Here is a 26,663-nt window from a genome sequence, read left to right on the forward strand (position 1 = left end):
ACTAAAATGAGTATGAGTATAATGAAGATTTTAGATCATCAAAATAATATAAACAATAGATACAGGCCAATGAAGAGACATGTTATCATATCTCTTTTGATATGGAGCTTTGGATTTATCTATGCTTATAGTTCAGAGTCATTACCCAAAGGAAAATTATTTAGCCAGGAAGAAATTATCGTCTACGGAAAACAGCAGTTAAACAGTTTGTTAGATACTAATGAATTGAATCGAAGCAATGGAGACACTTCTTGCAATCAGTATATTTATTTTACTAAAAATATTGATCTTCCAATAGAAAAGGTACAAGAATATGTGTGGGCAGAAAATTACCAGAATAAACAAGAGCAGTTCAAAAAATTGAATGATGAACTGAAAAGAATAAATCAGGGTTTGGTTGCTCCAATGTATATTGGTATTAACCTGGATATAGGTAGAGTAGTTGTAGATACAAAAATTAGTTCTAGTACCAAGCTAAGTGTCTTAAATAATATCCAACTCGAAGAACATCAAAGAGATCTTAAAAAAGAGGTCCCCGAAGCATTAAATAAGCTATATGGTACCATTAATAAATCAATTAGTACAGGAACCAAAAAACCTATATCGATTCATGTGCTTGGTTTTTTTCAGATTTTTTATTCAGAAGGGGTAAAGGATCAAGTATTTCTTAATACCTGGCGTGCTCAATCCCTCACCATGAAAAATTTTGAGAAAGAACAAAGGGCACGTATTAAAAAAGCACTGAAACAAGGAGGAGCTATTGGTTTTTTTATAGATGACAAAAAAAATATCAATCAAGAATCTGCCCGAGATTATCTAAATCGATATAAAGCAGCAGTAAAAAAATATTGGGACGATGACGCTCCTAATATTGATTATGTATATACATACAATAACATAGAAGTTCTAGAGAAATGGTATCAACAAGATCGTAATAATAAAGAATTAAACCCATTTGTACCCAGTACAAATAATGATCAGAGAGTATATGATTATACGGGGCTTTTTTATAGTTATAAAAGTCAGCTTGAAGAACACTTAAGCGGATATAAAAATGTAAAAGATAACTATAAAGTAGTATTAACAGATGCGTATACACCTAATAAACGTATAGCAGAGATTGATAAAGTATTAAGTGAAGGAAATTATAGAGGTTCTATTATTAGGATTCATATTGATGATGAAGAGAAAGTTATCCAACAAAATATATATCGTAATGGTACTATACTTAATCTTGATCCTACACTAAGCAGACGTATTCAGGAATTTGGAGATCTTGTTTTTAGTGAAGGATTTTCCTCAGAGAAAGCATTGTTGATCATGTTAGAGATGGAAATCATCATAACACAGTTTGGTAGTGTTGTTTTTGGTGGGCTTGCCGATGGAATAAAAGCAACAAAGATTCCTAAAGAATTCTGGGATAGCGCTTCGCCGGGTTATTATTTTAAAGAAATCGAAAGCCTGGTAGAAGGAATTCCTATTATAGAAACCCAAGTAGCATATATTCAACACTCTCTTGCTCTAATTACTGGTGCTTATAATGGATTGGTTGATACTTTGGCTACCGTACCAGATCTCGCAGGAAAGATTATGGATTTGAAGCTTTTTGCAAAACGTATTCTCTCTGACGATGGATACAGAAAAGAAGTAACAGAAACAGTACATAAAATAACTGGTCTGTTAAAACAACCCGAAATACGTGATTTTGTATGGATGCTGGCAAGTAATCAATTACAAGCGATGTGGGATAAAGAATACAATAAAGTAGCAGAACTAGGGGATTATACAGGAGTCTATTATTTTACAGGAAATATTGTTTTTGCGGTTGCTGTAGGAATACTCTCTGGAGGAGCCAGTACAATCCCAAAAGTAGCCAAAGACTTTTTAACTTTTCTTAGATGGGTACTCGAACCCATGGATTTTTTACGAAAAATAACAGGTAAAAAACTAAATATAACAAAGCCGATTGTAAAGCTGATGAAAAAAGGATACACCATTACCAAAGATGGGGTGGTGATGATTGGCAAAGAAATATTATTTACGATTAAAATAACAGGAAAAATTATCAAAGTAGCTCATGATGCCATTATAAAACCAGGAAACAGTGGTATGTATGCTCCCGAACTATCATTGGCAATCCCAGAAGGATATACTGTAGAAGGAATCTCTCCAAAAGATCGATGGATTCATATCATGAAAGGTAGTGATGGTAGCCACGGAGTGAGTGGTGATGCAGGAGACGATTGGTTACGATTTACAGAAGATTTGGGTGATGATTGGGACAAGCTCACAAAACAAGAATTTATAGATAAGGTTACTACCACCAATGAATTAAAAGAACTGTTTATCGAAGCTGATTATGATGAACAGATTGCTTATGCTGAAGTGTGGAAAAAATTATATAAATACCCTCAGTTTAGATCACGAAGTAAAGTTTTAAAATCTCATATTAAAGTAAAACGTATAGGAGTATATGATGAATCTATAGAACTAGTTGAAATTGATAATCTCACACTAATGCATCCTGTCCCAGGAATAGGTAAAGAAAAAGATATTTCTAAATTAGAAGCAAGTTTTTTAAGAAACGGATATAGTTTAGATGAACCCCCAATAGAAGTATTTAAATTACCAGATGGAACTTTATTAATGAAGGACGGTCATCACAGACTACAAGCAATGAAAAACCTTGGTCAAATTGATATTCCAATTTCAATTATTCCGTATGAATCTGTGCAACCTTCACTTAGAAACCAAATTTTCTATTATATAGAAGTTTCTATGTTATCTGGTTACTACAAAGGAACTTTCAGAGAAACTTCAGAAACAATTATATCAGAAATCAGACTTAGAGCTGTTAGAATGATGGATAAAGAATTTCCTGGATGGAGAGATCGACATATTAATGATTTAGTGGATAGTGTGTTGGATGATGATATGACTAAAACTGTATTAAAAAAAGAGTTGGAACATACTGAAAACTCAGTATTGTTTGACCTATTATGCATTTATCCTCTTAGTATAGAAATATGGGAAGTTTTTAGAAAGACAGAATTATTTAAAAATATTACTGTAGAAGACAAAGTAAAATATTATAGTTTACTTAATCTCTATCTTAAAAATAACCCTGAAATAAAAATAACTGAAATAGTCAGAGATATTGAGATAAAAGGACTGCAAAAATGGATTAATACTTTAGAAAATATACTTAATAATGTAGATGAAACTATAACAATAGGTGGAGTAAAATATATAGTTAAAAAATTAGGAAAGGAGAAGGTAGAAATGTATATCCTCTCAGAAAATAATGGATTACGATATTTTTCAGATCCGGATGCTTTCATGCCGATGGCAGAATTTAAAATAAATTACCAAGTATTTACAGCAGTATTGAATATCTCTGGAGATGCTCAAAAAATAAATTTTGATGTATTTAAAGATGCTTTTAATAGACTGAATAGTGGTTCTGAATTTGATAAAATAAAACTAGTGTTAAGACAGACTACTGAAAAGGATAATGATTTTAATACGATTAAAGATGCTCTTAATAATAATATTGATTTTAATACAAGTATTCTTTCTACAGAAATTGGACAATTTATAAATAAGCTTGGTTATAAAATTGAAAGAATATCTCAAGAAACTATTGAGAAAATTAAAAATGGAACTATAAATATTGAAATACATTTTACGAAGGGAAATATTAGTGTAGATAATTCTTTTGCTTTTTTAAATAATGTAGAAGGCTGGGACTCCGATTTAATACAAGAATTACAAGATTTTGTAGCAAAAACTCCCGAGATAGCAAAACTATTTGAAGATGCTGTAGATGATATAGAGAAAATAAAATTAGCTAATGCTTGGAAAAAAAATCTAACAGCAGTAGCAGATGACGATTATAAGAATATCATAAAATTAGGAAAAAATAATACCCCTATTATTATTGATGACTCTGCAAAAAATGTAATTACATTCTCAATAGATTTTGAAAATGAGATTCATGAAATAGCCAGTTTCGAACTAAGAAATGGAAGACTTATTCAATTCGTAAATATTGAAGATAAATTTAAGTTAAAAAATCAAGGAATTGGTAAAGGGATGTTTCACTATGCTTTTGACAGGCTGGGAGGAACCAATACGATTGATAGAGTCCCCGATAAGTTTATTAATCGCGAACTTTCTGACAATTTTGATAGTTTTAAAGAGAACTTGTTAAATGGTTTAACACCAGAACAAGCAGCCCTATCAACACCAACAGGCAAATGGGTAAAAGATAAATACCCATTTGTAAAGATTGCCCCCAGTATTGTTGATAAAATCAAAAATTCCTCACCAACCGATTTAATTGTTGTTAAACCAGAATTTGTTAAAACTCCTATAGAATCAGTAAGACCAGAATATATAGAATCATTAAGAAAAGATGTAGAAAAGTTTCCTGGTTATTTTGTCGATAACGAAGCACTTGAAGGGTGGAAGGTATTACATGATTTAAAAATCGAATGTACTAAAGAAAATCTGGATTTTCTACAAAATTATAGTCAACAAAATCCTGATAAAAAATGGAATTGGATTTCAAATGATATTCATCAAAAAGGTAATTGGGAGACATGGGTAGCCTCATTAGAAGGCAATTCTTCTACAGGGCCTTTATGGAAGATTTCTAAGTTAAAACCAGGAGAAAAATCATATAAAGATGTAAAACTCCTTGATAGAATTGGATATGGAGAATATAAAGAAGTTTTTTCGATTAAGGGAGAGCCGGATAAGGTTATTTCAATATTGAAGGATAAAAATTCTACCAGTATTCTTAATAAAGAATTAAAAGCACTAAAAATATTATCAGAGAAGGGATATCCCATAGTAGAAATCTTACAGAAAACAACACATAATAGTAAGCCTGCTATAGTGATGAAACGTTATGAGGAGTCTAGCAATCATGTTCTTAAATCAAGTGAATCTAATATGCTTAATGCTACAAGTATAGAGGAGTTACAAACAATTCGGGAAAAAATAGATGAAAAAGAGTTTGTAATTACAGATTTACAATTTTTAATAGCCAAAAATGGAACAGTTGTTATCGCAGATCCGATCCTATTTTTTAATGTTTCTTCTCCGGAGTTTATTGAAGCAAATATAGCGAACAATTATAACGTTATTGACGAGCTAATATATATAGCCAAAAGAAATATGGGTATAGAATTAGAAAACCCTGTTTGGGAGTATACAAATGATATTGAAGGTTGGACCAAAAAAGTAAATGACGAATTCGTAAATTTTGTAGACAAGAATTCGGATATAGGAGATTTATTTAGAACAGCAGATAATGATTTAGAGCGAAAAAAATTAGCTCAATCCTGGTTAATGTTAAAAGATTATCCCGAATATTCTAAGAATCCTGAGATAATAAAATCACATGCACTGATAACTATTATTGGAAGTTATGATGATACCCGAAAACCTCTCCACATTGACAAACTTTCTTTTTCTGGATTTGAAGACGATATGTCTAAAATAAAAAAGCAACAAGAAAACTTCTCATTGATCGGTTTTTTTATGGATAATGCTATTAAAATAATCGAATTACCTGATAATACTTTCAAAATTTTTGACAAGAGTAGTTACTACAGGTATAGAGCACTGCAAGAAATGGGACTACACTTTGTACCCGTAAGAATAATAACTTATGACTCTATTTTAGAATTAGTTGAAGAGGTTTATAGAAATGCTTTAGAGATTGATTTTAAAAATGTTCAGAGCCAAAAGCTCATTTTTGAGTTGATAGGAGATTCAAAAAATGTAAGTATTTGGAAAATTTTATATAACGCAGAAGTTGATGAGTCTATACGATTAAATCAGAACAATGAGTTCTTTGTGGTTAGTAAGTTTATGGAAGAAAATCCAGAAATATTACCTGATAAAATTTCAACAGATATTAGAAATATAGGCTGGGAAAGATGGAAAAGAGGAGACATTGCTATAGATACAGGTGATTATACAAAGATAAATCTCAAAGGACTTGAGCTGTACCGAAAAGTAGTAGTAGAAACACAGCAGTACGAAAAAATACTATCATATGCGATGATGGACCCTCACGGGAAACCTAAAGCCCCTTTTATGTTATGTTACCTTAATGAGCGAAAACTTGTTGCAGATCTTAAAGAATATACTCCTGCGATATTAGAAAAATCATTAGATATAAAAACGATCGATAATGCTTTTACAAGGTTAGGAGGTGTGAATGCAATAGATATAGTACAAATCGTATGGAAAAAAGAACATCCCGATTATGATGTTTTTAAAAGTATGATTGAAGAAAAAATGACTATAAAAGAGGCTTTAAGTCATACTACTGCAGAGCATTGGGCATATATACCCGAATTTGAGCATATTGTGCTTACTAAAATAGATGATGATAGTATCGAAATTTCTGTACGAAAAGAAATCTCAGGTAATGATATCTTTAATATGGTTCCTGGCCATGAGTATGAAGATGATTTAGTAGATGACGTTATAGAATATGTAGATCTTCGGGATGCCTTAGAAGTTACCCCTGATCTCATAGATGCCTGGGTGATTCTTAAAAATGCAAAAGTACAGGAAGAGATACGGTGTCATATTGCAATTTTGTCGTTAATAGATAATCATTTTGACGAGAAATATATTAGAATTGGTTCTCAAAACCTATCAAAAGAAATAAAAGATATGGGGTGGGATAAATGGATAGATACCTATTATAGATATGAGAACCCTATACTTATAGAAAAAATAAGACAGCAAATAAATGAATATACCCAATTCTCTCAAGACTCTGAAAATAAAATCTGTATCAATTGGGTGGAAGCTGTAACTAGAGAAAAGAACGTACAGAAACTAGCTAGAATATTTGGGTTAGATCCTGCTATAAAAGGTGAAAAAATGTGGTCTTCGGGGGAAAAATATATAGCCGATTACCCAAATATTCATACAGAATTGGATGAATTACTACCAAATTTAATACAATTATCAAATAGAACAGAGCGAAAACCTTACGAAGTGTACTTAGAAAATGGAGAATTATATAATCAAAAACTAGGGAGATTATCTAATCATGATGGATTAAATAAAAAAGACCCTCTCATTTTTGTAATGGAAGCAAATGGTAAAATTTATGCAGGAATACATAAAAAAAATATAATGCAACATTCTAGTTTTCTACAGGGAGGAAAAGTGGTAACTGCAGGGCAATTTCATTTTTACCGAGGTGACTTAATTATTGATAGAAGAAGTGGGCATTATGAGCCTAGTGTAAATTCATTAAGTAGAATTGTAGAAGAACTTACTACGAGAGGCTTTAATATATGGAATATAGTAATTAGTGCAAAAGGATATTGATATACATCTTTTTTAACAGATAAGATTGATTGTGAATCTATAAAACTAGAGGTCTGGTAATGATGTATAAAATAACTTTTAGTAGAAACAAAATAGGGTTCATTTTTTTAATCTGGTTATTTTTTATTAACATCTCATGTTAGGCTTCGTTAGTAATAAAGAAGATATCACAGAAAATCTACTACAATTAATTTTGTATAATCTCAATTATAGAAAGCGTTCATGGGGCTTATTAGTGTTTTTGGTATTTCCATTTTTATCTATTGCACAAACACTGGATTATGAAACGATCACTCAGAGTAAGCCTTTAAAAGTAAGTGGCCAGATTTCTGCCAGTGGTGTGTATTACAATTCGAACCAAAATAATAACAGAGAGCCTTTTACTTATTTTTTACAAGGAGCCCTTAATATTAATATTTATAGTTTTTCTATTCCGATTTCGTATAGTTTTTCGAATCAAGGGGAGAATTTAGGCTATCAATTGCCGTTTGATTTTAATCGTATTAGTTTACATCCTAAGTACAAATGGATTACGGGCCATATCGGTAATATAAGTATGACCTTTTCTCCTTACACCTTAAGCGGCCATCAGTTTACAGGTGGGGGTATAGATCTTACCCCACCAGGAGCGTTTAAAATCAGTGCTATGAGTGGCCGTTTATTAAAAGCAGTAGAGGATAATGCAGATGCCAGAACGGTTCCTTCATATAACCGTATGGGGTACGGGTTAAAAACAAGTTTTGAAAAGGAAAGATATAAAATAGGTGTTATAGGTTTTTATGCCAAGGATGATCAAAACTCTATTGATTCTATTCCCGTAGCCAAAGATGTATTACCCCAGGAGAACCTGGTGGTAAGTTTAGCAGGAGAGGCTAAATTAGGCAAAAGTTTTAATCTTCAGGGCGAATATGCATCTACAGCGATTACCAAAGATTCCCGAGCCGAGGAGGTTGATAATACTGAAATCTCTCCAATGGCTGTTTTGTTTAATAATCGAGCTTCTACAGAATATTATACTGCTATCAAAATGCGTTTAGGCTATGGTGTAGGACGAGTAAATCTTGGTTTGGGATACGAACGTATTGATCCGGGATATGAAACTCTGGGTGCCTATTATTTTAATAACGATTTCGAAAATATCACATTAGATGCTTCTAACACTTTTTTTAATGACAAATTGGGCTTAGCTCTTAATATAGGATATCAAAGAGATGATCTGGATAATTTGAAAGCTAATAATACCAATCGTACGGTGGGCTCCTTAAATGCGATTCTTTCTGTATCAGATCGGTTGAATTTTTCTGGAGCATATTCTAATTTTAGTACGTTTACTAACATCAAGCCTAATCAGTTTGATGAGATTAATGATGTAGATCTTTTGGACGAACAGATCGAGGATTTGGATTACAAACAGTTATCACAAACGGCAACATTAACGATTAATTATGTACTTTCTAGTCAAAAAACATCCCGCCAGAATCTCACAATGAATTATGCATTAAATGATGTTTCGAATGAACAGGGAGGAGTGGTAAGACTTGGCGATGCCTCTACTTTTCATAATATGAATTTGGGGCATACGATAGATTTTTCAGAAAGGAACCTAAATATAAGTACATCGATTAATGGGACTTATAATACTATTGGAAAAGAAGAAGCAACAACCTGGGGTCCTACCATAAGTATTGGTAAACGATATTTTAAAAAAACCTTAAATGCGCGACTATCAGCAGGATATAATAGTTCTAGTAGCGTTACATCTACAACACGTGTAACCAATCTTCGGGGAGCCGTGACGTATACCTTAAAAGAGAGACATAATTTTAATCTTAATGCTGTGCAATTGTTTAGGAATGGAGGTAGTACAGGAGGTTTAAGTGAGTTTACAGCTACTTTTAGTTATAACTATGCATTTGGACTAAAAAAACCTAAAATTAATTTCAATAAGAAACCAAAGAAAGCTAAAAGGCCAAAAGAAACGAATGATTCTATCAAAATTCAGTATAGGAAATATCGTTATGAAGGGCTCCCTACAGATATCACTCCAGAGTTATTAGCATTACCAGAAAAAGAAGGCTTTGCCCATCTTATCATGGATAAACGAGGAAAATTAAGTGATCTGGGAGGACAATTAGAAGAAACCCAAGATAAGGATAAACGAGTTTACAAAGAAGTGGCTATTAACTACCTAAAGGCGATGAATCTTTATTTTGACTTTGCAGCGTTTTACAATGAGAAAATATATGAATCCTACTTAAAACTAGTTCAGGAAGCGCAGGATATTGATCGACAGATACGAGATGAGTTTACAGTGCTAAGTGCAAGAATCAATAGTGCCGAAGAAAAAAACCAGGAAGACCTAGATAGACAGAAAGTATTAGAGAAGCGATATGAATCACATACCGAACTTTTGACATCGTTATTAAAGTGGAATTTAAAACCAGAAGATATCGAATATCCAGAAGGAGATATTAAAGTACTAAAACGGAAAAATGCCTCAAAAGTGTTTTCTATGTATCAAAATGATACCCCAGAAAGAGATATTGTAAAGTTTATAGAAATACGATTGGCAGATGTATTTCATAAACTATTAAAAGAAGAACATTAGTGTATACTACTATTTAGGTTTTATTTTATGATTTAAAGAAAAAATTCTGTAAAAAGTACAGAAACAACCGTATTCTTTATACACATATATAAACTGCCTATCTCTAATTTTGAATATTAATACTGACAATACAGTAAAAAATTAAAATTATGAGTACAAAGTATATTGCAGAAATTAATATTGCCAAAATGAAAGCTCCGCTGGATTCTCCTCTACTAAAAGAATTCGTAGATTTTCTGGAGCCAATTAATAAACTAGCCGATGAGAGTGCAGGATTTGTGTGGAGATTGAAGGATGAGGATGGCAGTTCTGCCGCAAATATAGAATCTCCTTTAGAAGATGATATGATGCTCATTAATATGTCTGTTTGGGAAGATCTTAGATCTCTTAAAGATTTTGCCTATGGCACTGTGCATAGCTATTTTGTAAGGGATGGTAGAAAATGGTTCGAAAGAATGAAGAGTCCACATATGGTCCTATGGTGGGTAGATAGTGATCATATACCAACAACAGAAGAAGCCTTATCTAAATTGAGACATATAGAAGAATATGGACCAACTTCTGATGCATTTAATTTTAAAAAAGTTTTTAATAGCATAGGAGAAGAAATTTAAGTTTATGATATTATGCTTATATTGATAGAAAGAATAAAGTAATTAACCTGGATACATGAGGCCTGTAAAAGCAATAGAAAAGGTGCCAAATTATCATTTGTATGGTAATAAGATAGAAGGCGAAGTTGCCTCATTTTTTAATATGAGACGCTTAGAAGAATTATCCAACGGCGTTAATAATGTAGTACATCACCCTCATCGACACTTTAATCTCTTTCAAATCATATGGGTAACCCATGGTCGTGGAAACATTATGATAGATGAAAAAATGTATGAAATGAAGAAGGGAACACTATTTTATATTCACCCCGGTGTAGTTCATGCATGCGAAAATTCTAACGACTTTAAAGGGTTTGTACTACACTTTTCTCCAGATGTTTTGCTATCGCAAATCGGAGCTAATACCAGTTTTGAAATTATAAATGCTGCCATACATAATACATTTTTAGCAGTACGAACTAATGAAGAAGAAAAAGCAATTAGTAGTAGTATTATAGAACTGTGGAAAGAATTTACCAATGATTATGTAGAGAAAGATCAGATTATTAAAAATCATCTTAATATTTTGATGATCCATATTCAACGGCAGATGCATAATGATCAGGATTTTGGAGTTAGCACATCGGGAAATATGATTGTAAAATCTTTTAGAGCGTTAATCGAACAAGAGTATAAAAAAGAAAGAAGCGTTAGTTATTATTCTTCATTATTACATATTACACCAACTTATCTAAACGATACAGTAAAGAAATCAACAGGAAAAACAGCAGGAGAATTGATTAGAGAACGTGTCATTTTAGAAGCTAAACGACTTTTGATTTTTGGTAGACAAAGTATATCTGAGATTGCTTTTGAGTTACACTTTGAAGATTCTGCCTATTTCTGGAAGTTTTTTAAGAAATATGTATCTATTTCTCCAAAATCTTTTAGAGAACAATATAAATGATTAATAGTATGTGTTTTCTGAACTAAATAAAAAAGGTTGTCTTAATAAGACAACCTTTTTTTGTAGCGAGAGGGGGGCACGATCCCCCGACCTCCGGGTTATGAATCCGACGCTCTAACCAACTGAGCTACCTCGCCATCTTCCTTTATTTCTATGTAACCAAACCATTAAAAAAGGTCTGATATATTAGAATACTTTTTACAGTACTGCTAAGGAGGGTGCAAATATAAAAACAAAATAGAATGACACAAACAATAATGCATAATTAATTTTTTTTTCAATGTACTTTTAAAGTCGGTAATTAATCTATATATTGGCTTACCAACAATTAATGATATGTCTGAAAAAACTAAATATGAACTTGAATTTGTGGTACAGTCATCACCGCAACTATTATATCAATATATATCTACACCTTCGGGACTCTCAGAGTGGTTTGCAGATAATGTAAACTCCAGAGGAGAGTTGTTTACATTTATCTGGGATGATTCTGAAGAAGATGCAAAACTTTTAAGTAAAAAAAGTGGTGAACGGGTAAAGTTTAGATGGGTAGAAGATGAAGATGATGGAAATGATTACTTCTTTGAAATGCGTATTCAGGTTGATGAAATAACCAAGGATGTTTCTCTTATGGTTACCGATTATTCTGAAGAGGATGAAATGGATGAAAATAAAATGCTATGGGATAATATGATTGGAAACCTAAAACATGTATTAGGTTCGGCATAATTCTTCTTTTTATAATACAAATCTTTATACCCCATAAACATTAAAATTTATGGGAATTTTTTATGGTTAATATCAACGGAAATTTACTAGAAGATCATAAAGCTGTATTGGCTATTGATAATAGAGGGTATGCATACGGAGATGCTTTATTTGAAACTATCAGAGTTAATTCTGGAACTATTTTATTTTGGGAAGATCATTATTTTCGGCTAATGGCTTCGATGCGTATTCTTAGAATGCAAATCCCTATGTCATTTACCCCAGAATTTTTGGAAAAGGAAATTATCGATCTTATCACTGCAAATGAGTTAATGAATGCTTCGGTAAGGATAAAAATAATGGTAAATAGGGTAGCTGGCGGGTTATATACGCCCGCTTCTAGTGATATAGAATACAATATATTGGTTTCTCAATTACAATCTAACTTTTATACGATTTCTGATCAGAAGTATGAAGTTACTCTGTTTAAAGACCATTATGTAAGTACAGATATGCTGTCTACTCTAAAATCAACAAATAAACTGGTTAATGTTCTTGGTGGGATTTTTGCCAGGGAAAATGGTTTTGATAATTGTTTGCTGATCAATTCTGACAAAATGGTTATAGAAGCTTTAAATGGAAACTTATTTCTTGTAAAGGGCAATACGATAAAAACGCCTCCAATAACAGATGGGTGTCTAAAAGGTATATTAAGAACTCAATTGTTAAGAATTCTTGAGAAATTACCAGAATATCAATTAGAGGAAGCTTCTATTTCTCCTTTTGAGTTACAAAAAGCAGATGAATTATTTGTTACTAATGTAATTACAGGAATTTTACCCATTACCAAGTTTAGAAAAAAGGAGTATACTTCTAAGACGAGTAAGAGATTATTAGGGATATTAAATACCAGGATAAGATTAGGAAATTAATTGTAAGTAGGATTCTCTGGAGCGTTAGACCAAAGGACATATTCTCCTCCTAGTTCTATCATTTTTTCTTTCCAGAAAGTATCACAGGATTTTCCGAAAATATTCTTTTTGTAACTGTTTTCGACAATTACCCATGAGTTGGCTTCAAGTTCCTGGTTAAGTTGCTTAGAATCCCACCCAGAATATCCTAGGAAAAATCTGATTTCATTTGGAGTGATTTTATCTTCAACAATAAGTCTGGAGACAATAGAAAAATCTCCTCCCCAATAAATACCACCAGATATTTCTACACTGTTAGGAATTAGATCAGGAACTTTGTGTATAAAATACAGGTTATCTTGTTCAACCGGGCCGCCATTATAAATCTTAAATTCCATTTCAATTTCAGGAACCAGATCAGCAAGGAAATACTCAAGAGGTTTGTTCATTATAAAACCAATAGACCCTTGCTCACTATGATCCGCCAAAAGAACAACCGAACGATTAAAAGACACATCTCCTATAATAGATGGCTCAGCGATTAATAAATGTCCTTTTGATGGTTGTAGTGATATCATACTAACAATTTTACTTATCTTAAATCTAAATAATTATTTCTAATAATCAAAGGAGTTAGGTGTTTTTTGCCAAAAAATCATAAAAAAAACTCCCAATTTTGGGAGCTTTTAGATAATATCGAAAACGAACTGATTAGTTTACCGAACTTGATAAATCAGCACCAGCCTTAAACTTAACAACGTTTTTAGCAGCGATTTTAATAGTCTTACCAGTTTGTGGATTTCTACCTTCTCTTGCAGCTCTTCTAGAAACTGACCAAGATCCAAATCCTACTAAAGAAACACGTCCTCCTTTTTTAAGAGTACCTTCAACGTTTCCTAAGAAAGATTCTAAGGCTTTTTTAGCCGCTGCTTTAGTAATTCCAGCGTCAGCTGCCATTGCATCGATTAATTCTGTTTTGTTCATAATTCTGTTTTTAAATTAATTGTTGGTTAAACCAATCTTTTATGTTAAACGCTTTACAAATTTATACGGATTTATGATTCATGCAAGGATTGGCCCAGTAAATACAGGGATTTGTTGATAACTCAATGCGATTGTTAATAACCAATGTTGTTTTAGATAGATTTTTAAACCCTATACTACATAGGGGCTAACACATTTTTGCATCTCTGTAAAAGACATAACCATTCAACAATGCTTTTGACTCCATTGCTTTTTTACCAGGGAGTTGAAGTTTTTTCAATATAATGTACCCGTTTTTTACGGCTACTTTGATTGTAGAATCTTCAATAATAATTTTACCTATATCAAAGGTATGGGCTTCTTCGATAGGTTGAGCATCGTATACCTTTATATTTTCAGACACTCCTTTATTATACAATTCACACCAGGCGGCAGGATAAGGACTTAGTCCTCTAATCAGGTTATGAATAGTATATAGATCGTCTTTCCAATTAATTTTGGTGTTCTCACGATTTAGCTTATATGCAGTTTTAAAAGTACTGTCTTTGGGTTGGGGGTTTACCGTTACCGAATCATTTTCTATTGCTTTTATGGTATCTAATACCAAATCAGCACCTTTTTCCATTAATTTATCATGTAATATTCCCGCAGTATCATCATTTTTTATTTCAACTTCTTTCTGAAAAATAAGATGACCAGTATCTATTTTTTCATCAATGAAGAAAGTCGTAATTCCGGTTTTTTGCTCTCCATTAATAACAGCCCAGTTAATTGGTGCCGCACCTCTATAATCCGGAAGCAGAGATGCATGTAAATTAAAAGTACCATACTCTGGCATATCCCAAACTACTTTAGGGAGCATTCTAAAAGCAACAACTATATTAAGATTAGCGTCCAAAGCTCTTAACTCTTCAATAAATCCCTCATCTTTTAGATTTGTTGGTTGAAGAACTTTTAGATTTTTGGATAGTGCATATTCCTTAACAGCAGATGCTTTAAGTTTTCTACCTCTTCCCGCTGGTCTATCTGGAGCAGTAATAACACCAACGACATGATACTTGTTTTCTATTATGGTTTTTAGGGTTTCAACGGCAAAATCCGGTGTCCCCATAAACAGGATTCGTAAGTCTCTCATTATTTTTGTGCTAATTGATAGTGATTATCGTGATTGATCCTTATAATTTGATGTTCGTTCATTTCCCGTAACACTCGTAAGGTTAATTTTTCGGGATATGCTAACTGTGCCAGTAAATCTCTTGAAGATAAGTTTTTTCTTTCTAAAAGTCTTATAATATCCTTTTGTATTTTATTAAGATCTATTGGTGTAGTATTGTTTTTTTTGGTAATACAAAAACTACATATGCCACAATCTGTAGTTTCTTTTTCTCCAAAATAATGAAGTAACTGCCTGCTTTTGCATTTCGTATTATTTTCTGTAAATCTTAATATCGCTTCTACCTTCTTTACTTTTGAAGTATTTTGCTTTATTAAATGGTGCTTAATGCTATTGATAGTATGATCATCTTCACGTGGCAATAAGAAGATGATTTCTGCATCAGAAATTTTGTATATAAATTCTACTAATTCGGCTTCGTGTAGTTTATGTAATACAGTAACAACTTCTGATTCGGGTTTTCCTACTTTAGAAGCAATCAAAGGTAGATTAATTGTTACTTTTTCGTCAAAAATACCGCCATATGTTCTTAGGATAGCCTTGGTAATTAGTTGGTATTCTTTATTGTTTTCAAGGAACTCTAAAAGGTGATTTCCGGTTGTAAGAATATGAACACTACTTTTTTTGGTATATCGTTGCATAAATCTAATTACACCACAACGATCTAAAAATTGTAATGTATTATAGGTAATGAGTGTATTTAGCTCATACGTTTTACAAAATGTATTGAATTCAAAATTATGAACGGTCTGTTCACCTTCACCATATGATATTTGAAAATAGTTACATAGTTTTCTATAGACTAGTTTTACTTCATCTATATCCGGCAATACTTTTATAAATTGATTGTGTAACCTCTGATTATCATTCGTGTTTTTTAAAAGATAGGCAAAAGATGGTTTGCCATCACGACCAGCTCTGCCTGCTTCCTGAAAATAGCTTTCTATACTTTCTGGAATCGTATAATGAATTACTGTACGTACATTGGGCTTATCGATCCCCATACCAAAGGCATTTGTAGCAACCATTACTCTAATTTCTTCTTTTAACCACTGGTTAAATCGTTTGGTTTTTTCTTGTGCATCTACACCACCATGATAGTATGTTGCTAAATAACCACTTGTATTAAGAAAATCACTCAATTCAACTGCAGATTTTCTATTTCGAACATAAACGATCGAAGTTCCCGGGTATTTATCTAAAACCTGAGTGAGTTTATACTTTTTGTCGATTACATTTTCTACCCTATACCCAAGATTAGGTCTAAAAAATGATTGTTTAAGTATTTTGGGTTGAAAAAGATCGAGTTCTGCCACAATATCATCTACTACTTCTTTGGTGGCAGAAGCGGTTAGTGCAATAACAGGTACCGCAGGATGTATTTTTCTCAGCACTTCTATTTTTTTATAAGAGGGCCTAAAGTCATTTCCCCATTGCGAAATACAGTGAGCTTCATCTACTGCAATAAGATTAATATTCATTTGCTTTAATCGTTCCTGTACAATGTCTTGCTGAAGACGTTCTGGAGAAAGATAAAGGAATTTATAATTGCCATAAATACAATTATCGAGCAAAGTATCTAATTCTGAATATTTAATGCCACTAGGTAGTGCAATTGCTTTTATATTTTTTTGCTGAAGGTGTAATACCTGATCTTGCATTAATGCAATTAATGGAGAAATAACAATACAAATACCTTCCATTATTAGAGCAGGCACCTGAAAACAAATTGATTTCCCTCCACCAGTAGGGAGTAATGCAAAAGTATCTTCACCTTCCAGTACCGAAGCTATAATCTCTTCCTGCAATGGCTTAAAGCTATTGTATTTCCAATATTGCTGTAATATTTTAAGAGGAGATTTTAGCAATTTATTTTATGTTTTTGAGAATAAAATCATAACGTTCCTGTACAGTTCCAAAAGGCACTTCGATACAATCATAACCTAATTGGCTATAAGTTTCAAGCAGATGATGATGGATTTCTTTTGCTTGTTCAAAGCTTTCATAGCGCTCATTGTCTGATATATAGATATCTTCCCACGGCGGCAGTAAAAAAACCTGATCATACATATGATTCTTACAAGCATTTATAAAATTGTCGTCGTATGATTGATCAAAATAGTTCATATAGGCCAAAACATCTGGTATACCTCTATCATAAAATGTAAGATCTTCTTTTTGGGATATGGCATCTTTAAATTGATCAACCCTTCCGTTAAGGATTTGTGTATTAAATTGATAGGGATCAGAGACAGAAATTATGGGATTAGAAACAATAGCCTTAGAGTCATTACTTTTTAATGCTTCCTGAGTCATACTTCGTATAATCTCATGAAAACAGAAAAATTTTGCTTCTTCAAGTTTATGGATAACCGAGGTCTTGCCTGTTCCCGGTGCTCCGGTAATTACAATTCTTTTCTTTCTCAAAGGAATAATTTTGATGCAAATTTCGGAATTATAAAAGGATTTTGAAAAGAAGTTGTTTAAAGTTTTCTATTCTAATAAACCAAAACACTTTGATGTGTAGTAAGGTAATTGCAGAAATTAGATATAAAAAAATATATTTTCTATGTATTAAGGTAAAACTGATTATTATACACTCTGAATAACATCTATGTCTCGATGAAATACAAATATTCAGTTTTTTACAAGATATCGAGGTAGATATTCAATTTGAAGGAGTAATCGAGTTATTCAGCAAAAAGATTTCATACAAAGAATATGATTGTCTTACTTTAATACTAAACATAGTATATTATACAAACGTGAAAAAGAAGTTATTTTTATTACATGGATGGATTGGGAGACAACTAGGACTGCTTTTTTTTATAATATGTTTTTCAGGAACAATCTCAACTGTTAGTCATGAGTTAGATTGGTTAATACAATCAGATTATAGAGCCACACCACAATCGACTTATATCTCGAGAAATGTTATTTCAAATAATTTTGCAAAGACATATCCAAAAGCCAAAATAACTTATTGGATACGACATGATGAACCTTACCTATGTGATTTATTGTATAAAGAAGAGAATGAGAAACTTTCGTTTGTATTTGCAAACCCTTATACGGGAGAAATTCAGGGAGAGACAAGTCTTACGGCTCAACTCTATCTAAGAGATTTGCATTATTACCTTTTTATACCTTTTCAAATTGGAAATTACATCGTTTTACTTTTTGGATTTCTTATCCTTGTTTCTGTAGTCTCAGCACTTTATTTTTATAAATCCTGGTGGAAGAAATTTTTTGTACTCGATGTAAAAAATGGAGGAAACAAGTTTAGTAGAAGTTCGCACAGGTTCTTTGGCTTATGGGCTATTCCTTTTATCTTTCTTATTGTGATTATTAATAGCTGGTATTTTATAGAACGCACAAATATTGCAGGTATTAAACCACTGGTAAATCCTAAGCATATAAAATTAGAAATCCTCAATTATCAAAATAAGAAGAAGAGTTTGTTCCCTTTTAATATAGATTATGATAAGGCAGTTAAGATTGCAGAAAAAGCTATTCCTCATTTTAAAGTAAAAAACATTTCTCCTGCTATTGATTCTACAGAAACAATATATGTAATGGGAAATAGTAATGTCCCATTAGTTAGGCAAAGGGCTAACCGCGTATATATTAATCCATATAACTATAAAATAGAACATATTCAAAGTGCAGCAAAGAGCAGTACTATTATGTGGATTAATGATATAGCAGATCCTTTGCATTTTGGATATTGGGGTGGGATAACAACCAAAATAATTTGGTTCATTTTTGGGTTAATTATCTCAATCTTGATACTTTCTGGTATTTATATCTCTTTAAAAAGGAAGCATAGATCAAAACAGAAAAGTAGGATTGAAAAAATATTTCTAAATGTTAGTAATACATTAGTTATTTGTTGCGTGTTTTACTTTATGCTGAAACGATTACATACAAGATATGAAGCTACTGTTTTGGCTCATTTTGTAGTTTTCATTTCCTGGGCTCTATTATTTGCTTTATGGTATTATGTGTTAGTTTACAGTATCAGAAAAACCAGAAACTAAAAAACTAAATCAATAAGGTTATTTTAGATAGTGTAGTAAGCATCAGAACTAAAATAAATGGATTTTACTACAACCAAGTTTTATATGAACAAAAAGACAGTATATAAGATATTAATAAAAGCAGATATTATCTATTTAATTCGATTTTCGGGAATCATAATTAATTTGTAATGATCTGTTAAAGTTGAATCAACATAGTGAATTTTTAGTAACTTCAATAGCAATTGATACGCATTTGCTTTATTTAGACTAGTTAAACACAAATCTTTAAAAATTAAAACTCATGCCTGTTTATAATTTAAAAATTAATGGTCAATCTCATAGTGTCGAGGCTGATCAGGATACTCCTCTTTTATGGATATTAAGAGATCACCTTGATATGGTTGGTACCAAATTTGGCTGTGGTATAGGTCAATGTGGTGCATGTACCATACATGTAGATGGTTCTGCTAACAGAAGCTGCTTACTTCAGGTTTCTATGGTAGAAAATATGGAAATTACTACAATCGAAGGCTTATCTGAAGATGCTTCACATCCTGTTCAACAAGCCTGGAAAGAAGTAGATGTACCACAATGCGGATACTGCCAGGCGGGGCAAATGATGTCTGCCGCTGCTTTCTTACAGCAAAATGCAAACCCTAATAAATCAGAAATCAGGGATGCAATGAGTGGCAATATATGTAGATGCGCTTCGTACAACAGAATAGAAGAAGCTGTAGAAGTTGCTGCCAGTAAAATGAGTTAACCCTTTTAAATTTTAAACGTATGAAAGATAATGTATCACCTTCATTTAGCAGAAGGTCATTTATAAAAACATCGGCATTGGCTGGTGGCGGAATGTTAATTGGGTTTAATTTATTTCAGGCATGTAAACCTGAAGCGAAACCACCTGTTGATATACCTATCGATATTTCTCAATTAAACTTCAATGATTTTAATGCCTTTATCAAAATAGCCGATAACGGTATGGTAACTATCTTCTCTCCAAATCCAGAAATAGGTCAGGGGGTTAAAACATCTATGCCAATGCTTATTGCAGAAGAGCTTGATGTATCATGGGATAATGTTCATGTAGCGCAAGGGGCATTAGATACCAAAAATTTTACACGACAAGTAGCCGGAGGAAGCCAATCCTTAAGGCAGGGGTGGGAACCTCTACGCCAAACGGGAGCTACAGCAAGACAGATGCTAATTAATGCAGCCGCAGCCAAATGGGGAGTGGATGCTTCAGAATGTAAAACAGAAAACGGAGTAATTATCAATGCCAATGGTGATAAACTTGGATACGGAGATGTAGTGAAAGCAGCAGCAGCTCTTGAAGTTCCAGAAAATATAACACTAAAAGACCCTAAAGATTTTAAAATCATAGGAAAAAATATTTCTAATGTAGATGTAGATAAGATTATTGTTGGAAAACCTCTTTACGGAATGGATTATAAAGAGGAAGGAATGGCATATGCATCAGTATTAAGACCTCCTGCTTTTGGAAAAAAACTGGTTGATTTTGATGATACTGCAGTTAGAGCTATTTCGGGAGTACATGATGTAGTTAAGTTTGGTGATAAAATTGCAGTCCTGGCAAAAGATACTTGGACAGCAATGAAAGGAAAAAAGGCATTGAAAGCTAATTGGACTTCGGATTCAAAATTAGAAAATACAGAAGATCATGATAAAATACTGATGGATCTTCTTAATGGAAAGGAGTTTAATACACTACGTGCCGATGGAGATGTAAAAAAAGCATTTGCTCAGGCAGATCAGGTGATCGAGAGAACTTATGAGTCACCATTCTTACCTCATAATTGTATGGAACCGATGAACTTCTTTGCAGATGTTACTCCAGAAAAAATTCGTTTGGTTGGCCCTATACAAACACCAGCAGGTACAGCACGTAGAGTTGCTAATTTGTTAGAGCGCGATCCAGAAGATGTTTCTGTAGAAATGACCAGAATGGGAGGAGGTTTTGGAAGACGACTCTATGGTGATTTTGCTTTGGAAGCAGCAGAAATATCAAAAATTGCCCAAAAACCAGTTAAAGTAGTATATTCTAGAGAAGATGATATGTCTGCAGGGATATATCGTCCGGCAATAAAATATAAAATTAGTGCATCAATTAAAGATGGTAAAATTAGTGGATATCACCTTAAAGAAGCCTCTGTAAATTCGAATATGTATGGGTTAATCCCTAATTTTTTTCCAGCTGGAGCTATTGAAAATTACCAGGTAGATGTTGCTAATTATAATAGTAAAATTACAACAGGAGCCTGGAGAGCTCCGTATACTAATTTCTTGTCTTTTGCAGAACAAAGCTTCTTTGATGAATTGGCAGAGTTACTAGAAATTGATCGTATTCAACTTCGCTTAGACTTACTACAGAAAGTAAAAGGAACTGCAGATGATAGAATCCAGTATTCTCCAGAACGATTAGAGAAAGTAATAAAAGTAGCTGTAGATAAATCAGGATGGGGAAAAGCAAAAGAAGGAACGTACCAGGGGTTTAGTGCATATTATTGCCATAATACTCATGTAGCAGAAGTAGCAGATGTAGTATTAGAGAATGATATACCTGTGGTAAAAAAAGTTACTTGTGTGGTAGATTGCGGAATCGTAGTGAACCCACTCGGAGCCAAAAACCAGATCGAGGGTGGAGTTATTGATGGTGTTGGCCATGCGATGTATGGTGATTTTTCATTTAAAGATGGAGTACCGCAAGACAAGAATTTTAATACTTATCGTTTAATTCGTATTAATGAAACTCCTGTGGTCGAAACACACTTTATAGAAAACGATATCGCCCCAACAGGGTTAGGAGAACCCACATTACCTCCTGCAGGAGCAGCTGTAGCAAATGCAATTAAGGCAGCAAAAGGGATACGATTGTATAAGCAACCTTTTATTAAAAACATGAACTCCAAAGCACCATTGGGATAGTACGTTTATGACACACGAATTCAAAGAAATAATAGCATCTTATCATAAAGCCAAACAGCAGGAGATACCTGCTGTTATGGCTACAGTAGTAGATGTAGAAGGATCTTCTTATAGAAGACCAGGAGTGGGTATGCTTATTCTTCAAAATGGAAAAATGACAGGTGCCGTAAGTGGGGGATGTGTTGAAAAAGAAGTGTTACGACAAGCACAATCTGTTTTCGTTTCCGGGAAACCTAAAATGATGACCTACGATGGTAAATATAGGCTGGGATGCGAAGGACTATTGTATATTTTGATTGAAACTTTTGATATTAGTACTATTGAGATTGCGACAATACAAAGGCACTTAAAATCCAGAGTACCGTTTGAAATTAAATCATGGTACTCAAAAACAGAACAGGAAATCTCTACTATGGGGTCTATTGTTCAATTTAAAGGAGATCAGGCATTTTGTTTTTCGCAAGATACCAAGCCAGATGATTATTTAGAGAGTTTTGTGAGGGAAATACAACCTTGTTTCAGATTAATAATTATTGGTACAGAGCACGATGCAGTGCAGTTATGCAAACTGGCATCAACTACTGGCTGGGAAGTAGATATTGTAGGTTCACCACAACATTCTAAAAAACTTGAAGATTTTCCGGGAGCAAAAGAGGTAATTCATAGTGCTCCAGAAGATTTGAGTATAGATCATATAGATGATCAGACAGCTATTATTCTAATGTCTCATAATTTTGCCAAAGATTTATTATATCTTCAGGCGTTAAAAGAAACCAGTCCGGTGTATATCGGATTATTGGGACCCGCGCAGCGTAGGGAAAAATTATTGTCTGCTTTTATAGAGTATTTTCCAGAGGTTACCGATGGATTTCTCGATGCTATTCATGGTCCTGCTGGTTTAAATCTGGGGGCAGAAACTCCTCAGGAAATAGCTATTTCTATAATTGCTGAAATATTGTCTGTGATCAGAGGCCAAAATCCGATACCATTGCAGGAGAAGAAAGGAGCGATTCATGATGATCCTAAAAGGAAAAAAATAAATGCCATTCCTACCAAAACCTAAAATAGCACAACTTATCCTGGCAGCAGGTTCCTCTAGTAGAATGGGAGAACCAAAACAGGTATTGCCATGGCACAATACTACATTTATTGGTCACGCTATACAGAGGGCACTGCTACTACAAGAAACATCAATCTATGTGGTTTTGGGAGCACATTATGATACTGTATATAAAGAGATTTGCCATTTTCCTGTTACCATACTCATAAATACAGAATGGCAATCGGGAATGGGATCTACAATACGTTCTGGAATTAAGGCTATACAACAAGACAAATTGTCGTATGACGGAGTGTTAATTTCATTGGTAGATCAACCACTATTAGATACAGTTCATTTTAATGCATTAATCACTCAATTTAGTAAAGAACCAAGTGTTATTACCGCTACAGATTTGGGCCCTGGTATTGGGGTCCCTGCAATTATTCCATCTAAATATTTCTATGAGTTATTGCAATTACAGGCAGATTTTGGTGCACGATACATTATTAAAAAACATATAGATCATATAAATACAGTTGATGCTCTTGACAAAGGAGTAGATATTGATACGATAGCACAATATCATGCTATGATAAAAAGCAATTTTTCTTCTTAAAAAAAGCAAAAGGAGTTTCTAGTATAACTTCGTTTTTATAAATCGTAAGATGTATCTTTGGCCTAAATTTTGATTTGATACATGTTACTATGAAAGACCCTGAAGAATTTTATAAAAAATTAAAAGAGCAGTTGGCAGATACATCACTATGGCCAACTTCATATTTATATAAATTTATTGTACCTACAAATACAGAAAAGATTGAACAGATCGAATCAATTTTTGATAACCTGGGTTCGGTAATTCAAACAAAACAATCTAAAAATGGTAAATATACTAGTGTATCTATCAATGTTAGAATGAAAAATCCAGATCAGGTGATTGCTAAATATAAAGAAGTTGCCGAAAAAGTAGAAGGGGTAATTTCATTGTAATACTTAGGTTGTACCAGATATTGTAAAGAAGTAAAACAACCGATTTATAGGTAGGTATAAAAGTTGAGATGACTTTATTACCTGTTTTTGTTTGTTAAATACCATTGATTAATAAATAAAATATAGTATTGACAGTAGCTTACTTATTTTATTTTAGTATTTTGCGAAACGAATTATAGAATAGTCCGAAAAGTAATCAATTGTCAAACTGAATCTAAAGAAGTTATACATAATTACTTATAAATAGTTTTCAAGAGCTTATATTCACAACAAACTTACATATTGATTTTTTAGGCTATCTCTACACAATTTTCACATACATTTTATGGATATATATAATATAGAATACAATACCGAGCGCGAAAAGCTCATTATCCCGGAATATGGTCGTCATATGCAGAAAATGATAAACCATACGGTTACTATCGAAGATCGTGAAGAACGTAATAAGGTTGCAAAATCGATTATAGCAGTAATGGGTAATCTGCAGCCGCATTTACGAGATGTACCTGAGTTTCAGCATAAATTATGGGATCAGTTGTTTATAATGAGTGATTTTAAATTAGATGTAGATACTCCTTTTCCTGTATTGACTAAAGAAAAATTGCAGGAAAGACCAGAACCTCTAAAATATCCTCAGAATTTTCCAAAATATCGCTTTTACGGAAACAATATTAAGCGAATGATAGATGTCGCAAATAGTTGGGAAGATGGAGATTTAAAAAATGCACTTACTTTAACGATTGCTAATCACATGAAAAAATGCTATCTGAACTGGAATAAAGATACAGTAGAAGATAGTGTTATTTTTAACCATTTGTTTGAATTGAGTGATGGTAAGATCGATCTTAAAGGAAGCAATGAAGATCTTACGGACTCCTCTAATCTGATGAGAGGAAAAAAGAAAAAACACAATTCTAATAATAGCGGTAAAAAGAATTACCGAAACAATCGTGGTAAAAAACGCTATTAAAATTAATTAACTACCAATTACTAACCGCTAACGACTAACGATTACATGGGTACTTTTCAGATAGAAGGAGGGCATCAGCTCAAAGGGGAAATTACACCTCAGGGCGCCAAAAATGAAGCCTTACAAATTCTTTGCGCAGTATTATTAACACCAGAAGAAGTTATAATTTCTAATATTCCTGATATACGAGATGTAAATAAATTAATAGACATTCTCAGAAATTTAGGAGTGAAAATTCAAAAATTAGGAAAAGGAAAATACTCTTTTAAGAGTGATGAACTTAATTTAGAATACCTGGAGAGTGAACAGTTTAAGAAAGAAGGAAGTGGTCTTAGAGGTTCTATTATGATTGTTGGACCTTTGTTAGCAAGGTTTGGTAAAGGATATATTCCTCGTCCGGGAGGTGATAAAATAGGAAGAAGACGTTTGGATACCCACTTTGAAGGGTTTATTAATCTTGGTGCAGAATTTAGATATAATAAAGAAGAACGTTTTTATGGTGTCGAGGCACCAGAAGGTTTAACAGGTACCTATATGTTACTTGATGAAGCTTCGGTAACCGGTACTGCAAATATTGTAATGGCAGCTGTACTTGCCAAAGGTACAACTACAATTTATAATGCAGCCTGCGAACCTTATTTACAGCAGTTATGTAAGATGCTTAATGCTATGGGAGCAAAAATCTCTGGTGTGGGCTCTAATTTGTTAGTGATTGATGGAGTTAAAGCTTTAGGTGGATGTGAACACCGTGTACTACCTGATATGATTGAGATTGGATCATGGATAGGATTAGCTGCTATGACAAAAAGTGAAATTACTATTAAAAATGTAAGCTGGGAAAACCTGGGATTGATCCCAAACACATTTAGAAAATTAGGAATTACCCTGGAGCGGGTAGGGGATGATATTTATATCCCTGCACATACGAATGGATACCAGATCGAAAGTTATATTGATGGTTCATTTATGACCATTGCAGATGCTCCATGGCCTGGATTTACCCCCGATTTATTGAGTATCGTTTTGGTTATAGCTACTCAAGCAAGAGGAGAAGTAATGGTGCACCAAAAAATGTTCGAGAGTCGTTTATTCTTTGTAGATAAGCTTATTGATATGGGAGCAAAAATTATTTTATGTGACCCGCATAGAGCTACAATTATTGGTCATGATTTTCAGTCTACATTAAAAGCAACTACAATGGTGTCTCCCGATATTAGAGCCGGAATATCATTATTAATTGCTGCATTAAGTGCTAAAGGAACATCAACTATTCATAATATCGAACAAATTGATCGTGGATATGAAAATATTGACGAACGCCTTAGAGCAATAGGAGCTAAGATTATTAGGGTTGAGGTGTAATATATGCGTGTT

19 protein-coding genes and 1 tRNA gene are annotated in these 26,663 nt (G+C 33.0%); 14 read left to right on the top strand and 6 right to left on the bottom strand.

Annotated elements, in window-relative coordinates; translation table 11 throughout:
* Positions 1–6: 6 nt before the first annotated feature.
* The 4 genes from NNL09_RS17965 (at position 7) to NNL09_RS17980 (ending at position 11,536) form a co-directional block, all read left to right on the top strand.
* The gene (locus tag NNL09_RS17965; RefSeq protein WP_196910366.1) at positions 7–7,368 is read left to right on the top strand and encodes a hypothetical protein; all 7,362 of its coding nucleotides are present in this window, start codon (positions 7–9) and stop codon (positions 7,366–7,368) included.
* Positions 7,369–7,504: 136 nt separating this feature from the next.
* Complete coding sequence (locus tag NNL09_RS17970; protein ID WP_231389179.1) at positions 7,505–9,976, top strand: hypothetical protein; 2,472 nt, start codon at positions 7,505–7,507, stop codon at positions 9,974–9,976.
* A 149-nt stretch (positions 9,977–10,125) separates the two neighbouring features.
* Complete coding sequence (locus NNL09_RS17975; protein WP_035096518.1) at positions 10,126–10,590, top strand: DUF3291 domain-containing protein; 465 nt, start codon at positions 10,126–10,128, stop codon at positions 10,588–10,590.
* A gap of 55 nt (positions 10,591–10,645) precedes the next feature.
* The gene (locus NNL09_RS17980) at positions 10,646–11,536 is read left to right on the top strand and encodes an AraC family transcriptional regulator (RefSeq protein ID WP_196910365.1); all 891 of its coding nucleotides are present in this window, start codon (positions 10,646–10,648) and stop codon (positions 11,534–11,536) included.
* A gap of 63 nt (positions 11,537–11,599) precedes the next feature.
* Here NNL09_RS17980 and NNL09_RS17985 read toward each other — a convergent pair.
* Positions 11,600–11,673, bottom strand: a tRNA-Met gene (locus NNL09_RS17985).
* Positions 11,674–11,872: 199 nt separating this feature from the next.
* On the opposite strand from NNL09_RS17985, the gene NNL09_RS17990 reads away from it, so the two are divergent.
* Complete coding sequence (locus NNL09_RS17990; RefSeq protein WP_025666981.1) at positions 11,873–12,265, top strand: START-like domain-containing protein; 393 nt, start codon at positions 11,873–11,875, stop codon at positions 12,263–12,265.
* 62 nt (positions 12,266–12,327) lie between these two features.
* Positions 12,328–13,176, top strand: a complete 849-nt coding sequence (locus tag NNL09_RS17995) for an aminotransferase class IV (RefSeq protein WP_025666982.1) — start codon at positions 12,328–12,330, stop codon at positions 13,174–13,176.
* Here NNL09_RS17995 and NNL09_RS18000 read toward each other — a convergent pair.
* The 5 genes from NNL09_RS18000 to NNL09_RS18020 form a co-directional block, all read right to left on the bottom strand.
* Complete coding sequence (locus NNL09_RS18000; protein ID WP_025666983.1) at positions 13,173–13,733, bottom strand: YqgE/AlgH family protein; 561 nt, start codon at positions 13,731–13,733, stop codon at positions 13,173–13,175. The genes NNL09_RS17995 and NNL09_RS18000 overlap by 4 nt on opposite strands.
* Positions 13,734–13,866: 133 nt before the next feature.
* On the bottom strand, positions 13,867–14,139 hold the full coding sequence (locus tag NNL09_RS18005) for an HU family DNA-binding protein (RefSeq protein WP_024769076.1): 273 nt from the start codon (positions 14,137–14,139) through the stop codon (positions 13,867–13,869).
* Between the two features lie 187 nt (positions 14,140–14,326).
* Entirely contained in the window at positions 14,327–15,274 is a 948-nt protein-coding gene (gene fmt / locus NNL09_RS18010) for a methionyl-tRNA formyltransferase (RefSeq protein WP_025666984.1), read from the bottom strand.
* On the bottom strand, positions 15,274–17,181 hold the full coding sequence (locus NNL09_RS18015; protein WP_025666985.1) for an ATP-dependent DNA helicase RecQ: 1,908 nt from the start codon (positions 17,179–17,181) through the stop codon (positions 15,274–15,276). Before NNL09_RS18015 ends, fmt begins: the two co-directional genes overlap by 1 nt.
* Position 17,182: 1 nt before the next feature.
* A complete protein-coding gene (locus NNL09_RS18020) occupies positions 17,183–17,740 on the bottom strand; it encodes an AAA family ATPase (RefSeq protein ID WP_025666986.1) in 558 nt (185 codons plus the stop codon).
* Positions 17,741–18,078: 338 nt separating this feature from the next.
* Here NNL09_RS18020 and NNL09_RS18025 point away from each other — a divergent pair, with 338 nt between their 5' ends.
* From NNL09_RS18025 to murA, 8 genes are all read left to right on the top strand, one after another.
* Positions 18,079–19,353, top strand: a complete 1,275-nt coding sequence (locus NNL09_RS18025) for a PepSY domain-containing protein (RefSeq protein WP_196910364.1) — start codon at positions 18,079–18,081, stop codon at positions 19,351–19,353.
* Between the two features lie 283 nt (positions 19,354–19,636).
* Positions 19,637–20,098, top strand: a complete 462-nt coding sequence (locus NNL09_RS18030) for a (2Fe-2S)-binding protein (RefSeq protein ID WP_025666988.1) — start codon at positions 19,637–19,639, stop codon at positions 20,096–20,098.
* Positions 20,099–20,118: 20 nt separating this feature from the next.
* Positions 20,119–22,284, top strand: coding sequence for a xanthine dehydrogenase family protein molybdopterin-binding subunit (locus NNL09_RS18035; protein WP_196910363.1), 2,166 nt, complete (start codon positions 20,119–20,121; stop codon positions 22,282–22,284).
* A 7-nt stretch (positions 22,285–22,291) separates the two neighbouring features.
* On the top strand, positions 22,292–23,347 hold the full coding sequence (locus tag NNL09_RS18040) for an XdhC family protein (protein WP_196910362.1): 1,056 nt from the start codon (positions 22,292–22,294) through the stop codon (positions 23,345–23,347).
* Positions 23,325–23,942, top strand: coding sequence for an NTP transferase domain-containing protein (locus tag NNL09_RS18045; RefSeq protein WP_196910361.1), 618 nt, complete (start codon positions 23,325–23,327; stop codon positions 23,940–23,942). The genes NNL09_RS18040 and NNL09_RS18045 overlap by 23 nt, the downstream gene beginning before the upstream one ends.
* Positions 23,943–24,031: 89 nt before the next feature.
* Positions 24,032–24,316, top strand: a complete 285-nt coding sequence (locus tag NNL09_RS18050) for a DUF493 family protein (RefSeq protein WP_025666992.1) — start codon at positions 24,032–24,034, stop codon at positions 24,314–24,316.
* A gap of 325 nt (positions 24,317–24,641) precedes the next feature.
* Positions 24,642–25,289: a DUF4290 domain-containing protein gene (locus NNL09_RS18055; RefSeq protein WP_025666993.1), complete on the top strand. Its 648-nt coding sequence runs from the start codon at positions 24,642–24,644 to the stop codon at positions 25,287–25,289.
* Between the two features lie 45 nt (positions 25,290–25,334).
* Complete coding sequence (gene murA / locus NNL09_RS18060; protein ID WP_025666994.1) at positions 25,335–26,651, top strand: UDP-N-acetylglucosamine 1-carboxyvinyltransferase; 1,317 nt, start codon at positions 25,335–25,337, stop codon at positions 26,649–26,651.
* The last annotated feature ends 12 nt before the right edge of the window (positions 26,652–26,663 follow it).

The organism is Aquimarina sp. EL_43, assembly GCF_943422735.1.
In the GTDB taxonomy this organism is placed as follows: domain Bacteria; phylum Bacteroidota; class Bacteroidia; order Flavobacteriales; family Flavobacteriaceae; genus Aquimarina; species Aquimarina megaterium.

Bases quoted from the DNA above. Each gene is read 5' to 3' on its own strand.
- NNL09_RS17965 (WP_196910366.1), top strand. From the start codon at position 7: ATGAGTATGAGTATAATGAAGATTTTAGATCATCAAAATAATATAAAC.
- NNL09_RS17970 (WP_231389179.1), top strand. From the start codon at position 7,505: ATGTTAGGCTTCGTTAGTAATAAAGAAGATATCACAGAAAATCTACTA.
- NNL09_RS17975 (WP_035096518.1), top strand. From the start codon at position 10,126: ATGAGTACAAAGTATATTGCAGAAATTAATATTGCCAAAATGAAAGCT.
- NNL09_RS17980 (WP_196910365.1), top strand. From the start codon at position 10,646: ATGAGGCCTGTAAAAGCAATAGAAAAGGTGCCAAATTATCATTTGTAT.
- NNL09_RS17990 (WP_025666981.1), top strand. From the start codon at position 11,873: ATGTCTGAAAAAACTAAATATGAACTTGAATTTGTGGTACAGTCATCA.
- NNL09_RS17995 (WP_025666982.1), top strand. From the start codon at position 12,328: ATGGTTAATATCAACGGAAATTTACTAGAAGATCATAAAGCTGTATTG.
- NNL09_RS18000 (WP_025666983.1), bottom strand. From the start codon at position 13,733: ATGATATCACTACAACCATCAAAAGGACATTTATTAATCGCTGAGCCA.
- NNL09_RS18005 (WP_024769076.1), bottom strand. From the start codon at position 14,139: ATGAACAAAACAGAATTAATCGATGCAATGGCAGCTGACGCTGGAATT.
- fmt (WP_025666984.1), bottom strand. From the start codon at position 15,274: ATGAGAGACTTACGAATCCTGTTTATGGGGACACCGGATTTTGCCGTT.
- NNL09_RS18030 (WP_025666988.1), top strand. From the start codon at position 19,637: ATGCCTGTTTATAATTTAAAAATTAATGGTCAATCTCATAGTGTCGAG.
- NNL09_RS18035 (WP_196910363.1), top strand. From the start codon at position 20,119: ATGAAAGATAATGTATCACCTTCATTTAGCAGAAGGTCATTTATAAAA.
- NNL09_RS18040 (WP_196910362.1), top strand. From the start codon at position 22,292: ATGACACACGAATTCAAAGAAATAATAGCATCTTATCATAAAGCCAAA.
- NNL09_RS18045 (WP_196910361.1), top strand. From the start codon at position 23,325: ATGCCATTCCTACCAAAACCTAAAATAGCACAACTTATCCTGGCAGCA.
- NNL09_RS18050 (WP_025666992.1), top strand. From the start codon at position 24,032: ATGAAAGACCCTGAAGAATTTTATAAAAAATTAAAAGAGCAGTTGGCA.
- NNL09_RS18055 (WP_025666993.1), top strand. From the start codon at position 24,642: ATGGATATATATAATATAGAATACAATACCGAGCGCGAAAAGCTCATT.
- murA (WP_025666994.1), top strand. From the start codon at position 25,335: ATGGGTACTTTTCAGATAGAAGGAGGGCATCAGCTCAAAGGGGAAATT.